Origin of the sequence: Pseudoalteromonas sp. SR45-6, from assembly GCF_014163545.1 — a bacterium.
GTDB classification, from domain to species: domain Bacteria; phylum Pseudomonadota; class Gammaproteobacteria; order Enterobacterales; family Alteromonadaceae; genus Pseudoalteromonas; species Pseudoalteromonas rhizosphaerae.
The window spans coordinates 33,265-47,821 of the sequence record NZ_JACJDM010000039.1 but is presented as its reverse complement, the minus strand read 5'-3'; the positions used below and the strand labels follow the sequence as shown (position 1 = coordinate 47,821).

Genomic DNA, 14,557 nt, shown 5'->3' with positions numbered 1-14,557 from the left:
CGCTTACCGCTTACCGCTTACCGCTTACCCATCATAACGTTATGATATAACAAATAAAAACAATGTAACTTTTAATTTTTATGTAACATAAAGTCACTTTTTAAGTAACAAAACCTACCTAATATTATGCTCTCATTACTACAGACATTCTTGACCAAATCGTATCAATGGAACTTAAAAATGAAAATTAATAAAATTGCGACTGCAATTGGTTTAACACTGGCGTTGTCAGCGGGTGCTAATGCAGGTGTGTTACCTGATAACCAAATGAAAAGTGATTGGTATAGCGCTGCACAGGCTAAATTAACCTCTAAAGAAACGATGGCTAATGCAACACCAGCCACTAAAGCAAAGAACGTAATTCTATTTGTTGGTGATGGCATGGGTATATCAACCCTCACCGCAGCACGTATCCTTGCAGGCCAAAAACAAGGCGCTTTAGGAGAAGAGGGCTTTTTGAGCTTTGAAGAATTTCCGTATTCGGCACAAATAAAAACGTATAACGTCGATGCGCAAACACCGGATTCAGCAGGCACCATGACGGCTATTATCTCAGGTGTTAAAACGGATGTTGGTGTTATTGGTGTTAACGAAGACATTGAACGTGGCAAATGTGCAACTGTAGCAGGTAATGAATTAATTACAGCTACAGAGCTTGCAGAAATTAAAGGCCTAGCCACAGGTATTATTTCTACTGCACGGATCACCCACGCAACGCCAGCTGCAACGTATGCAAAATCAGCTGATCGTAATTGGGAAGACATTTCCGACATGCCTGCAGATGCAGTCACTGCAGGTTGTGAAGATATTGCGTCGCAATTAGTTAATTTCGAAAAAAATCTTGAAGCGCGCTTTGCGGGTGTTGATGTTGATGGTCTAGAAGTGGTGATGGGTGGCGGCCGTCGTCATTTCTTACCAAAAGATGCTGCATTTAACTCTAATGATGCTATGAGTGCAGTCGAAGGTGATCGTACTGATGAACGTGATTTAACAGCGCAATGGCAGCAAATGTATAGCGATGGTAAATACATTACTGATCAGGCCGGCTTTGACGCAATAAATGGCGATACCAAACGCGTATTTGGATTATTTAATGAATCGCATATGCAATATGAAGCGGATCGCAGTAATGATATTGCAGGTGAGCCTTCATTAACGCAAATGACGACTAAAGCGATTGATATATTAAAGAATAATGAAAAAGGGTTTTTCCTAACGGTTGAATCGGGTCGTATCGATCACGCCCACCATGCCGGTAATGCTTACAACGCATTAAATGACACAATTGAATTTGCCAATGCGGTAAAAGCAGCAGTAGAAAATACCGATCCGAATGAAACACTTATTTTAGTCACTGCGGATCACAGCCATGTATTTACCATTGCTGGCTATCCAAAACGCGGTAACCCAATTTTGGGTCAAGTTGTAGCAGTAGGTCGCGATACTCCAACCCTTGCAGCTGACGGTATGCCTTATACCACAGTCGGTTACGCAAATGGCTTGGGCTTTAGAGATTTAGGTGATGAAACAGATGCAGACGCTTCATATTTAGCCGCAGCCGTTGCTGGGCGTGTTGAATTAAGTGGTGTTGATACCTTAACACCGGGCTTTCATCAAGAAGCAGCAGTCCCACTTAGCTCGGAAACTCATGCAGGTGAGGATATTTCATTGCATGCTAAGGGCCCTGGGGCACAGTTGGCACAAGGCGTTGTGGAGCAAAATGTTATTTTCCACATTATCAGTCAAGCGCTCGAACTAATAGAAGAATAATGGTGATTACAATGAAAAAACTTAACTTAATATCTCTTGCTGTGGTTGTTGCGTTAGCGGGTTGCTCTGATGATGACGATAAAATTGAGTCAATGACGGTTAAAAATACGCTTGCAGTTGGCTCTGAGCAATGTATCAATGGTGGCATTGAGACCCTAACAGGTGACGACAGCAATCAAAATGGTGAGCTGGATGCAGATGAAGTAACTACAACCACTGTAGTGTGTAACGATGCTGAAACTTCATTGAATCCACAACAGTTAGCGCCGCTTACTACCAATACTTGGTATAAAGAAGCACACACTAAATTAGCTAGTAGCCAAGATAATATTGCTAATATTGTTAAAGAGTCTGGCAAAGCGAAAAACGTCATTTTGTTTGTTGGCGACGGTATGGGGATTTCAACAGTAACAGCTGCGCGTATTTTAGCGGGTCAGTTACAGGGCAAAATGGGTGAAGAACATCAGTTAAGCTTTGAAACACTACCGTTTTCAGGGTTTGCTAAAACTTATAATGTTGATGCACAAACACCTGATTCTGCCGGTACGATGACAGCAATGGCATCAGGCGTAAAAACTGATGTCGGTGTTATTGGTATTGATGAAGCAGTGGTTAATGGTAATTGTTTGTCAGGTAAAGGCCATGAATTAGTAACGTCATTAGAGCTTGCGGAAATTGCAGGTAAATCAACGGGACTTATTTCAACGGCACGTATTACCCATGCCACACCAGCTGCAACGTATGCAAAAGCGGCAAACCGCAATTGGGAAGATGTTTCAGATATGCCTGAGTCGGAAGCGGCTAATTGTGAAGATATTGCATCGCAACTGGTTAACTTTGAAAAGAACTTAGAAGCGCGTTTTGCTGGGATCGATGTTGATGGTCTTGAAGTGGTAATGGGTGGCGGTCGTCGTCATTTCTTACCAAAAGACGCAGCATATAATTCAGCTGATGCAGTAAGCTCGGTAGAAGGCGATCGTACTGATGGCCGTGATTTAACTGCTGAATGGCAAGCTCAGTATCCAAATGGTCAATACGTAATGGATCAAGCAGGTTTTAATGCGATTGATGTGACTAACACTAAACAAATTTTTGGCTTGTTTAATGAATCTCACATGCAATACGAAGCTGACCGTGGCAATGATATTGCAGGTGAACCATCGTTATCAGAGATGACAGCAAAAGCACTGGATGTATTGGATAACAACGAGAAAGGCTTTTTCTTGACGGTTGAAGCTGGACGAATTGACCATGCTCACCATGCGGGCAATGCCTATAACGCTTTAAGTGATACCATTGAGTTATCAAAAGCGGTGCAAGTGGCGCTTGATAAAACCAGCATTGAAGATACGCTGATTATTGTTACTGCCGATCACAGCCATGTATTTACTATCGCAGGCTACCCAAAACGCGGTAATCCAATTTTAGGTAAAGTGGTTGCCGTGGGTGAAACCGAGCCAACACTTGCTGCCGATAATATGCCATACACCACCGTAGGTTATGCTAATGGTGGCGGCTTTAGAGATTTAGGTCAGGAAACGGATGCTGAAGTAGGTTACGACTTTGCCCCAGTAACCGGCCGTGTTGATTTAACCGATGTGGATACGCAAAGTCCAGGTTTCCACCAAGAAGCACTTGTGCCGCTGTCATCTGAAACTCATGCTGGTGAAGATGTTGGTGTTTATGCAATTGGCCCTGGTGCGCATTTAGTAACAGGTACTAACGAGCAGAGCTTTATTTTTCACGTGATGGATTATGCAGCTGACTTAGTAAAACAAGCGGATGCTAAAGTTACAAATTAAGTAATTGTCATGTAATACGCTTTACTAAAGAGCAACTCAAAACTGAGTTGCTCTTTGTCATTAATCTGCAAAATAAACACATTACAGTGACCCACGGTATTAAATCGAAAAGAGAATCCAGTGAAAAAAATTATCCTATCTTTAGCGTTAATAAGTCCATTGGCCAGTGCCACGCAGTGCGCGTTGGACAGTCAATATGTGCAAGCAAGCTATCAGGTTAGTAAGCAAGTTGCGGGCAAAGCTGTGGCTGAATCTCAACAGTTTACATTATGGCGAACACCCCATCAGGTTGCAGAGCAAGGCCTTGAATTAGTTGAAGTGTGGCAACAGTTGAGTAATCAGCAAATTCGGCCAATTCGTTACTTTCAAACACCGCAGCGTGGTATTGAATATCAACCTTCAGAGGTGCAAGGTCAGCAAGATTGGAGTACTAAATATCAATTAGTTAGTGATGATTTTATTGCCAAGATGACTTTAACCGATGAGCAAGGTGATGGCTGCGAGAAAATACAGCATTATCAATTAGTGCAAGGTGATACTACGATTGAGCTTGCATGGTTGGTAAATCAAAAGCTGGTAAGCGCAATGAGTATTGGTAAACCGCAACTTACTCAAACATTAACGTTGGGCACTGTGGACTTTAAAAAAGCTCCGATACAGCAGCAATTTGCCCTGTGGGATGCTTATCAAACGACTGACTATGCGGATATCGGTGATAACGAAGGCGACCCATTTTTAGCCAAAATGATTAACTTAGGATTTATCGAGCATGGTGCGTCTGGCTTTTATGATGCTAATGGTAAAGCGCTTGGTGGTGGGCACAGCCACTAAAAAGGGCCGGTGAATGCTCTTTTAAAGTCTCGATTTGGGTGTTAAAAGGCCAAATTTCAGCTTTATAAATTAGCATGTGGCCAGTGCCCGCAAAAGTATCGATTCGTTTAACCGTAATAAGTGATATTACACTATCGCAGCTGTATTTAGGTCGGGTTCAAATCATTCGTTGTTTGTTTTGCTATAAAGATCACCTTACGATACAAATAAAATTGGCTAAAATGGCTTTCCTCTTTTAACTTTAGTAGATGTACTATTTAAGGAGATTGAATCGTGAGTGACACACAAAGTAATCACCCCCACGGGGTTTTCTGTTGGTCAGAGTTATGTACATCTAACTGGAAAAGCGGCAAAGCTTTTTACACTGAGTTATTTGCTTGGGGGGCTGATGATCAACCCATTGGTGATGGTCTTTATTACACTATGTTACAAAAGCAAGGTGATGATATTGCTGCCATGTATCAAATGCTGAACGAACAAAAAAACGCAGCGACATCAAGTCATTGGTTAGCCTATATTGCAGTAGATAATATTGATGAAGTAGCTGAAAAAGCCAAACAATTAGGTGCTGATATTATCGCCGGTCCTCATGATGTAATGGACGCGGGTCGCATGGTGTTGCTAAATGAGCCTGGTGGTGCATTATTTGCCTTATGGCAAGGTAATCAACATAAAGGTTGCAAACGTTTAGGTGAACTTAATACTCCCTATTGGCATGAACTGGCAACCCGCAACAGTGCTGCAAGCCGTGAGTTTTATTGCCAGTTATTGGGTTGGCAGAGCGTTGAAAAACCTATGCAAGGAATGAGCTACACATTATTCACTGTTGCTGACCAACCCGTTGCAGGGATGATTGAGATGACCGATGAATGGCCTGCAGAAATTCCTGCTCACTGGATGATTTATTTTGCTGTCGATGATTGTGATAACTATGTCGCAACGGCTCAGCAACTTGGCGGTGAAGTGTGTGTGGCACCAACCGATATTCCCGAGGTGGGCCGCTTTAGTGTGATCACCGATCCACAAGGCGCAGTGTTTTCAATTATGACCTCCGCTATGAATGATGTGAAATGTAACTAGTTATGCTTAATTTAATTAACTAAAAAAGCACTTAGGTGCTTTTTTTATTTTTGTTTGCCCCAAGCTCTCAGTTATAGAGTGTATATAGAATGGGAGTAAAAGTATGACAAAGCATGTGGTAATTACAGGCGCAAATCGTGGCATCGGTCTTAATTTATGTCAGCAATATTTAGCAAAGGGATATCAGGTAACTGCAGTGGTACGAAGCCCTAGTGCCGAACTTAAAGCGTTAGATGTAACTGTGATAAGTAATATTGATGTTGCCAATGCAGCAGATATCGAAACACTTGAAAACCAGTTACATGGGCATAAGATAGATCTGCTTATTAACAATGCCGGTATTTTCCATAATGAAAGTATGGCAGAGATGGATTTTGATACCATTAATCAACAGATAGCCATCAATGCTGTAGCACCAATTCGAGTTACCCATGCGTTAATACACTGCTTAGGTATTGACGCTAAAGTTGCCATGATCAGCAGTCGCTTAGGGTCGATTGCTGATAATGACTCAGGTGGTTATATTGGTTATCGTATGTCAAAGGCTGCACTTAACGCGGCATCAGTCAGTTTAGCTCATGAGCTAAAAAGCAAAAAAATTGCGGTTGGTTTATTTCATCCGGGCTTTGTGCAAACACAAATGGTTAATTATGCCGGAGACATTTCGCCTGAATTATCTGCAGAGCTTTTAGCACAACGTATTGATGAACTAAACCTAAGCAATAGTGGTGGTTTTTGGCATTCAAATGGTGAAACCCTACCTTGGTAAATAATATTTAATGTAGGTTATCTTTAATAGCTAAACAGGCTGTAAATCAGCAGTCAGTTTAGCTAAATTTAATTAATTTTTGCTATAATACTGTCATATTAACGATTTTAGTATTTGAGAGCAGCACATGGAATTAGAGCAAGATAGTAGTTTAACACTTCCGTTATTTCTTTTTGATGAGACCTTAAATGAGCGAGATTTATCGACCCCTGATCTCTCAATAAGCGTACTTTTAGATGACGACTTACTGACCCAGCTTTGTCAAAATCCAGCACCGGATAGCAGCATTGCTATTACTATTTCAGATTATATTGTAGAAGCCCATAACCCGGCGTTTGCAGACTTAGCAAGCAATGCACATCAAGCACAGCTAACTTTAACGCGTGGACCATTATTGAGCGCAGTACTCGATACCCAATCAGAGCAAACATTTGTGTCCCCACAAATGGATATGATGCCGACGTTTGACTTGGGCGATGAGGACGAATAATTCGATGAGAAAGTCTTTTTTGCTGAGTGCACTAATTGTTGTGCTCAGTGGCTGCGCTTATTTAGGTGCCGCTCATTACAATGAGCTATTCGGGCCAGAGCAAACACAGCAGCGTATGGTTGAACATAACTCAGGTAGCGGTGCTGAGTTTTTACAGCATGTACAACCTGTGCTCGAGAGTCGTTGTGTGGTTTGTCATGGCTGCTATGATGCACCATGCCAACTGAAACTTTCATCTCCAGAAGGAATTGACCGCGGCCTAAGTAAGGAACGTGTTTACAATGGTACTCGTTTATTAGCATCGACTCCCAGCCGCTTACTTTTTGATGCAACGAATACTAGCCAGTGGCGTGATAAAGACTTTACCCCAGTATTGAATGAACGAGCGCAAACAGAGCAAGCAAATCTTGCCGGTAGCGTGTTGTACAACAGTTTAGTGTTAAAAATGAGCTCACCGCTACCAAATGATGAGATCTTAGGTGATGAGTTTGATTTTTCTTTAGATCGCTCGCAAAGCTGCGCCACTATAGGAGAATTTGACAGCCTTGCCAACAGCCAACCTCATTCCGGGATGCCATATGGATTACCTGGTATTTCGCGTACTGAATTTAAGCACCTTGAAAAGTGGCTTAAAGAGGGCGGTAAAATGGCGCATATTAAACCGCCAAGCAAAGCTGCTTTAGCTCAAGCACAACGCTGGGAGAGCTTTTTAAATCAAGACGATTTAAAGTATCAATTAACAGCACGTTATGTGTTTGAACATTGGTATTTAGCACATATTTATTTTGTTCAAGATGATGAAAAAAGCTTTTTTAAATTGGTGCGTTCGAGTACCCCACCAGGGCAGGACATTGAGTTAATAAATACCCGCCGCCCTTACGATGACCCTAAAGTGGAGCGGGTGTATTATCGCTTAATGCATGATCGTTCGACTATTTTGGCAAAAACGCATTTACCACTGGCACTGAATGACAGTAAATTAGCGCGCTTGTACAGCCAGTTTATTGCGCCAGATTATCACGTTGACAGCATGCCAAGTTACTTGCCAGAAATAGCATCCAACCCATTTAAAGTGTTTGCCGCCATGCCGGTTAAATCTAAATATCAATTTATGTTAGATGAAGCTGAATTAATCATTATGGGCTTTATTAAAGGGCCTGTTTGTCGTGGTCAAATAGCGTTAAATGTTATTAATGATCATTTTTGGGTGGCATTTGCTGATCCAGCTAAAGCGGCAACGCCAGAAGTGGGTGAAATGCTGCTACAACATGAAGATGCCTTGGCATTGCCAGCGGCTGAAGAAAGCAACGCTTTACCTATTTCTAGCTGGGTCAAATATGCCAAACGTCAGAATACTTACCTTAAAGCCAAGGCAACGTTGGCAAATAGCATGTTCAAAAATGGTGAAAATCTAACCACCGACCTATTATGGCGTGGTGACGAGGTGAATGATAATGCTGCTCTGACTATTTTCCGCCATTTTGATAGTGCGACTGTGGTTAAAGGTTTTATTGGCCAAGAGCCAAAAACCATGTGGGTATTAGATTACGCACTGTTTGAGCGGATACATTATTTATTAGTTGCCGGGTTTGATGTCTACGGTAATGTTGGCCATCAGTTGATCACTCGTTTATACATGGATTTTTTGCGTCTAGAAGGCGAGCAAAACTTTTTAGCACTGTTACCTAAGCCTCAGCGTAAAGAGTTAAAAGCAAACTGGTATCGTAAAGCACCACCGAGTTTAACTAATTTCTTTGAAAGTGGTGATGAGTTTAGTCAGCCAACAGGGATTGACTACAAAACACAGGATCAACAACACGAGTTATATGGCTTAATTAAACAAACGCTAAAACCGGTGTTAAGTCCGCGCTTTGATTACACACAAGTACCAGAGCCGTTACAGCAGTTAAATAATATGCCTGCAAAAGCAATTAATTTACTGCCGCAAATCTCGTTTATATTAGTGAAAGACGGTGCTGCAGAGCATCAAGCGTATACCATGATCCATCACAATGCCCATTATAATATTTCTAGTTTATTGAACGAGGAAGGGCAGCGCGCTTATGCAGAAGATACCGTCACCATTGTGCCTGGTTTCATTGGTGATTACCCTGAAACAATTTGGTATTTGAATAATCCACAACAACTTGCATCATTTGCCGAGCAACTACCATTGATGCAAATAGAAGCCGATTACAGAGCATTAAAGAGTCAGTTTGCAATTCGCCGAACACATCCGCAATTTTGGCAATACAGTGATATTTTGCACAAAGTTGCCAAACAATACGGTGGTGTTGAATACGGTTTGTTTGATTATAATCGTTTAGAAAATCGGTAATTATTAAACCAAAACTGATAAACCCCGCATTTAAGCGGGGTTTATTTTTTTAATAATATCATTGCGTAAAGTGTCACTTTATCCCCTTTGGTCTACACTTATTAAAAAATAATAGGGCCTATTATGATTCAAATTATTGCTAATATTCGGTCGCGCTATCGTTGGGCGTTATTAGCGATAGCGATTCTCTCGAGCGCGAGTGCTTTGCTTATTCAGTTTATGTTTTTTGTGCAAAAAGACGATGCTCATATTATCAATGTTGCAGGTAAGCAGCGGATGTTGTCACAAAAAATCGCTTGGCATAGTAATGCCATGGTTACTGAGATTGGTAGCAATATTAAATTACATCGTAATGTATTAGCTAAAGCGAGCGCAGAGTTTAGAGCAGGGCATGAATTTTTAGTGCAACAGCATTCTAATGGCGATTATTTATATTTAGACGACGAGTTGGTTGCTTATTATTTTTCGTCACCGATTAATCTTGCGCAAACGTCGCTAGCGTATTTGGCTAAAGTGCAGCAACTGTTAAATGATCCTAGTGTAAGCAAAGTAGAAAAGCGATTTACAGTTGCAGAGGTTGAACGCTTGCTCAAGGAGCTTGATGGTGCAGTCTCGCTATTTGAACAACAAGCAAAGTTCAAAACCCGAGTGCTGTCCAACCTAGAGCTGGCTTTTTGGCTATTAACTTTAGTGTTGCTATTCATTGAGCTGAAATTTATATTTCAGCCTATGGAGCTGCAAATTATCGCTGCGATTAATAAATACCAACAACAAAAGTTGCGAGCAGAGCAGATAAGCACTTATAAAGAGCGCTTTATCGCACGGGCAAGTCATGAATTTAGAACACCGCTACAAGGGCTGATAGACTCGATTGAGCAACTTCAGCTATCAGAATCTCAGCAAGCATTGCAAAAACAAGCAAAATATTGTGCCAGCAGGATTGTAAGTATGCTGGATGAGTTACATGAACTACAGCAGTTTAATACTGGGCAATGGCAGTTAAAATTTATCAAGCGTAATTTAATAACCACGCTTGAGTCGGCTATTACACCTTTTCAGTTTGCCTGTGATAACAAACAGTTAAAGTTTGAAGTAAAACTCAGTCCTGAGTTAGATCGCTATACAGAGTTTGATCATTTACGATTGCAGCAAATCATTACCGAGCTACTTAGTAATGCCATTAAATTTACTAGCACTGGGCAGGTTTCAATATCCGTTAGTTACCAAGATGGCCATATTAAAATAGTGGTCGCTGATAGCGGCGTTGGTTTTGCTCAATGCTATCCATATTTAAATCATCATAGTATAGAACAGAGCAATGACTTTCAGGGCTTACAAACCGGTTTGGCACGTGTGCAACATATTGTCAGTGCTATGCAAGGCGGCGTTGAGTTTAAAGATGTCATACCGCATGGTGCACAGATTAAGATCCGTTTGCCATTATCTAAAGCTGCACTACTAACGAATCAAGGCAACTTACCCGCACAACTGCATTGCTTAATTGTGGAAGACAATTTATTAAACGCAACAATTTTATCACGAATTTTAACCGAGCTTAATTACACCGTTGAAGTGGCTGAAAACGGTTTAATAGCAACACAAAAAATTGCTGAAAGTGAGTTTAATGTGATTTTTATGGATTTGAACATGCCGGTTATGGATGGCTTTCAAGCGATAGATATCATTCGCAAAGAATTAAATTCAACGGTTCCGATCATTGTGATCACCGCCAACACTGCGCCAAGTGATTTAGAGCGAACTTATGAACTTGGCTCTAATGTACATGTTTATAAACCATTTTCGGTTGCGGATATTAAAAAAGCCCTCATGAATGTATTTAACGAGGGCTGATAATTTTTAGTGGCTGATTTTAATATCGCCTACACCGACTTCAACGTTAATGCGGTATTGGCCGCCACCGTTATATTTACTAGTTGAGGTGACCAGCTTACGGCTATGTTTAGCATCATTTTTCATGCCTGCTATTTTGGTGTCGCCAACACCACTATCTAGGGTGATCGTTTGATAGTCAGCTAACGCGCTGCTGATCCGTACTGCGCCCACACCGACATCGATGCTGGCAGTATTAGCAAAATTATTTACTTCAATATCGCCAACACCTAGCTCTAAATCTATCGCCATGGTTGTTGGTATACTTACCAGCCAGCTTTGTTGCACATCGTCATTATCAATCGAGAGGCTCAGCTTATCGCTACTTTGTTGATGTTTTAAAGTGATATCTTCAAGTGCAACATCATCACTAAACCAATTATCATTTTTCGCTTTTAGCTCAATCGACACGGTTACTTGGTTGCCTTGATGGGTGCTAAGTTCTAGGCTGCCAACGGGCACGTTGATCGCCAATGCCTGCTTGGCAGTGACATCAAAGATCTGTTCAATTTTTTGCTCAGCATGAGCAGCTAAACTACTGGTTAATAAGATTACGGCTAAACTAGAGATACTAAGTGTATTCATTATTTTTACTCGTTGTTAATGGCTTTATAGATTAGACGTTAGCAGATTTAAAAAGGTTTAAACCGCGTGAATTTTATTCTATAGCCATGCTAATAAAAGTCATGTATTTTCAAACTAATTAATTTAAGAGCTAAAAAGGATCGCTGTGCAGTCAATTAAACTCAATAATGTGACGGCTAACCTTGGTACCAATGAACGCGAAAGTTTTCTCGTAAGTAAGCTAACTTGGCAGGTTGAGAGCGCTCAGCATTGGGTGCTACTTGGCGGTAACGGAGCAGGAAAATCAGCCATAACAGCAGTATTACTCGATCAAGCTAATATTGTCAGTGGTACACGACGTTGTGATTTTAAGCGTACAGAAATAGTCTCTTCAGATCTGCAAAAGCAATTGATTACCGCTGAGTTATTAGCTGATCAAGACGACATCACCGATGGTAAAACTAGCCCTAAATTGGTGTCAGAGCTGATTTATCAGCAATCAAGCCCATGTTTTGATCAACAGCTATGCCAGCAGTTAATTACAGGGTTTGCTTTTGAGACATTGCTTAAGCAACGTTTGCGCGCACTCTCAACCGGGGAAACACGTAAACTAATGTTAATTAAAGCACTGAGTAATCGGCCCGAACTGATTGTGCTTGATGAACCGTTTGACGGTTTGGATGTACAAAGCGTTGAGCTATTACGTAGCGTATTAATCGAACTAAGTGCCAGCATTACCATGGTCTTTGTGGTTAATCGGTTAGATGAAATCCCCGTATTTATTACGCATTATGGTTATGTGAAAAATGGCGAATTACAACAGCAACTAGCAACTCCTGACCTTAAGCAGCGCGATGATTTATTTAAATTATTACACCTACAACAAACTGATTTAACGATTCCTAGCAAAGACGTGGCACACAGTGCCCCAGAGTTTAATGAGCCTGAGTTAGTAAGATTGCGAAATGCTATGGTCAGTTACAGTGGCAAGGTTATTTTTAGCCACTTAAATTGGACAATCAAAGCACGACAGCATTGGCAGCTCAGTGGTCAAAACGGCTCCGGCAAAACCTGCCTGCTTAACTTAATCACTGGCGATAATCCGCAGTGTTATAACAATGATATTAAAGTGTTTGGCTATCAACGCGGCAGTGGTGAGAGTATTTGGCAAATTAAGCAGCATATTGGCTATATTTCGAATGCTTTGCATATGGAATATCGGGTTAGTATTTCGGCGCTCAATACCATAGTGTCAGGCTTTTACGACAGCATTGGCTTGTATCAAAAGCCAACTCAAATTCAGCTTGATATCGCCATACAATGGTTAGCATTATTAGGTTTGAGTGAGTTAAAAAACACCCCATTTACACAACTGTCTTTTGGTGACCAACGCATGCTATTGATTGCCCGCGCTATGGTAAAACACCCTACATTACTGATTTTAGACGAGCCATGTTTGGGGCTTGATGAAGCCAATCGGCAGCGTGTTTTACTGTTAATCGAAAAAATATGCGCTGCCGGCAGTAGCACAGTGATTTATGTCAATCATCATGCGAAAGATAAAATTACCGGGATAGAGCACTATTTAGATATGGCAGATTTTAGGTAAGGAAAAGGTTCTAGGTTTTAGAGGCCAGGCGCTAGGAAAAACCAGAGCAGCTCGGGGTTAAGTTTATCGCCGTAGGTTGTGGTTGAGTAAAACGAAACCCAACAGACACTCTTGCGAAGTAACGCCTTGATATTAAGCACCAGATAAATGCTTAATTCTGCATCAAGAGGTGGTTTGGGTATATGGATAGCAAACAGTTACATAATTTGTTATTAATGAGTAATGTAAATAAGAGAACGCGCCTTTTGTATAAAAGAGGAACGTGCTCTTTGATTAAATTTTTATATGACAAGGATAGCTCAATGGAAGTAGCAGCTCAGGTTACATTTATCAAAATTGATAGACCATCTCATGCATTCATGCATTCATGCATTCAGGTATTTTGGTGATAATTGCTGGCCAAGAATATAATATTCACCTGATTTAGATGCTAGTAGTAGAATAATTTTGTGGAAGAACGTCACAAAACTGCTTGTTGTAAGTGTTATGTGTTACTACAAACTAAGGAGTATGAATGAGCTTCAAATCTTGGTTAAGCTATTCTGACTTTTCTAAAAAAGCGTGCTCTAAGTTGCACTACACTTTAGATCATGAGTCGAGTGAATTTCTAAATTCAATTAATGACACTTGTAATGACAGGATTAAAACCTTGAAATCTGGTTCTGTGGTATGGCGTGCACAAACTGGATGCGATAAGGAAAAGGCTACTGATAGTGCAGAACAAGAGTTCCATGTTGATAAGCGTATTCCTTATTCATTCAAGCGAATGAAACCCTTGAGCAATAGCCCCTCAGAGGGGAGAGCGAACTTAAAAGGGAACCCTTGTTTATATGTAGCAGCAGATGCAGAAACTGCGGTACACGAAGTGAGGCCTTGGCCTGGATTACCCGTAACAATCGCTAAATTGCATTTGACAAAGGATATGAAGTTGATAGATTTTTCGGAGACTGCTGAGGCCGAGCAGTACCCATATTTTTACATCGACGAACCTTCTATTGAGCAGAAAATTGACGCTGTGTGGGCTGCGATGGATATTGCTTTTTCTTGGCCTGTAACGGAATCTAATTCCAAATCAGAATATGCGCCGACGCAAATAATATCAGAGTTTATTAAATCGAAAGGGTATGACGGGATTATTTATAAAAGCTCTTTAACTAAAGGGCATAATTATGTCCTTTTTAATTTAAATGATGCGGCAGTTGTTCAGTGTGACTTGTTTGTCGTATCTAAGGTTAAATATGACTTCGAGAGGTTGGATGAAAGCTCATCTTTGACAGCGGAGCGTGGCAACACATAACACATATGAGCCTTAACTCTGGCAATAGTGTTCTTTTTGACTGTTTTTATATAATGATGGTCAATTCTAAATCAATAAACAAATTCGTTTACTTCCTCTAAAGTGCAGGCCTCTTAA

At 40.9% G+C, this 14,557-nt stretch carries 11 protein-coding genes; 10 read left to right on the top strand and 1 reads right to left on the bottom strand.

Translation table 11 applies throughout. The features are described 5' to 3' along the window. Positions 1–180: 180 nt before the first annotated feature. From H5158_RS15835 to H5158_RS15800, 8 genes are all read left to right on the top strand, one after another. A complete protein-coding gene (locus tag H5158_RS15835) occupies positions 181–1,770 on the top strand; it encodes an alkaline phosphatase (protein ID WP_145238328.1) in 1,590 nt (529 codons plus the stop codon). Between the two features lie 11 nt (positions 1,771–1,781). After that, entirely contained in the window at positions 1,782–3,572 is a 1,791-nt protein-coding gene (locus H5158_RS15830) for an alkaline phosphatase (RefSeq protein WP_182740408.1), read from the top strand. A gap of 120 nt (positions 3,573–3,692) precedes the next feature. Further along, entirely contained in the window at positions 3,693–4,403 is a 711-nt protein-coding gene (locus H5158_RS15825) for a hypothetical protein (protein WP_182740407.1), read from the top strand. A 273-nt stretch (positions 4,404–4,676) separates the two neighbouring features. Continuing rightward, the gene (locus tag H5158_RS15820; protein ID WP_182740406.1) at positions 4,677–5,483 is read left to right on the top strand and encodes a VOC family protein; all 807 of its coding nucleotides are present in this window, start codon (positions 4,677–4,679) and stop codon (positions 5,481–5,483) included. A gap of 103 nt (positions 5,484–5,586) precedes the next feature. Then, entirely contained in the window at positions 5,587–6,252 is a 666-nt protein-coding gene (locus H5158_RS15815) for an SDR family oxidoreductase (protein ID WP_182740405.1), read from the top strand. A 127-nt stretch (positions 6,253–6,379) separates the two neighbouring features. Continuing rightward, on the top strand, positions 6,380–6,742 hold the full coding sequence (locus H5158_RS15810) for a hypothetical protein (protein ID WP_145238340.1): 363 nt from the start codon (positions 6,380–6,382) through the stop codon (positions 6,740–6,742). Between the two features lie 4 nt (positions 6,743–6,746). Then, positions 6,747–9,080, top strand: a complete 2,334-nt coding sequence (locus H5158_RS15805) for a fatty acid cis/trans isomerase (protein ID WP_182740404.1) — start codon at positions 6,747–6,749, stop codon at positions 9,078–9,080. A gap of 123 nt (positions 9,081–9,203) precedes the next feature. Continuing rightward, complete coding sequence (locus H5158_RS15800; RefSeq protein ID WP_182740403.1) at positions 9,204–10,931, top strand: response regulator; 1,728 nt, start codon at positions 9,204–9,206, stop codon at positions 10,929–10,931. Positions 10,932–10,937: 6 nt separating this feature from the next. Here the strand turns inward: H5158_RS15800 and H5158_RS15795 are convergent, their stop codons facing one another. After that, the gene (locus H5158_RS15795; protein ID WP_182740402.1) at positions 10,938–11,555 is read right to left on the bottom strand and encodes a hypothetical protein; all 618 of its coding nucleotides are present in this window, start codon (positions 11,553–11,555) and stop codon (positions 10,938–10,940) included. Between the two features lie 145 nt (positions 11,556–11,700). Here H5158_RS15795 and modF point away from each other — a divergent pair, with 145 nt between their 5' ends. Continuing rightward, positions 11,701–13,143 (top strand): molybdate ABC transporter ATP-binding protein ModF, encoded by a 1,443-nt coding sequence (gene modF / locus H5158_RS15790; protein ID WP_182740401.1) that lies wholly within the window; start codon positions 11,701–11,703, stop codon positions 13,141–13,143. A gap of 514 nt (positions 13,144–13,657) precedes the next feature. After that, positions 13,658–14,440: an RES family NAD+ phosphorylase gene (locus H5158_RS15785; protein WP_220491332.1), complete on the top strand. Its 783-nt coding sequence runs from the start codon at positions 13,658–13,660 to the stop codon at positions 14,438–14,440. Positions 14,441–14,557: the final 117 nt, after the last annotated feature.

What these genes read in the sequence shown, in the direction of transcription:
- H5158_RS15795 (WP_182740402.1), bottom strand. Translation starts at nt 11,555, where the DNA reads ATGAATACACTTAGTATCTCTAGTTTAGCCGTAATCTTATTAACCAGT.
- H5158_RS15785 (WP_220491332.1), top strand. Translation starts at nt 13,658, where the DNA reads ATGAGCTTCAAATCTTGGTTAAGCTATTCTGACTTTTCTAAAAAAGCG.
- H5158_RS15805 (WP_182740404.1), top strand. Translation starts at nt 6,747, where the DNA reads ATGAGAAAGTCTTTTTTGCTGAGTGCACTAATTGTTGTGCTCAGTGGC.
- H5158_RS15800 (WP_182740403.1), top strand. Translation starts at nt 9,204, where the DNA reads ATGATTCAAATTATTGCTAATATTCGGTCGCGCTATCGTTGGGCGTTA.
- H5158_RS15830 (WP_182740408.1), top strand. Translation starts at nt 1,782, where the DNA reads ATGAAAAAACTTAACTTAATATCTCTTGCTGTGGTTGTTGCGTTAGCG.
- H5158_RS15835 (WP_145238328.1), top strand. Translation starts at nt 181, where the DNA reads ATGAAAATTAATAAAATTGCGACTGCAATTGGTTTAACACTGGCGTTG.
- H5158_RS15815 (WP_182740405.1), top strand. Translation starts at nt 5,587, where the DNA reads ATGACAAAGCATGTGGTAATTACAGGCGCAAATCGTGGCATCGGTCTT.
- H5158_RS15810 (WP_145238340.1), top strand. Translation starts at nt 6,380, where the DNA reads ATGGAATTAGAGCAAGATAGTAGTTTAACACTTCCGTTATTTCTTTTT.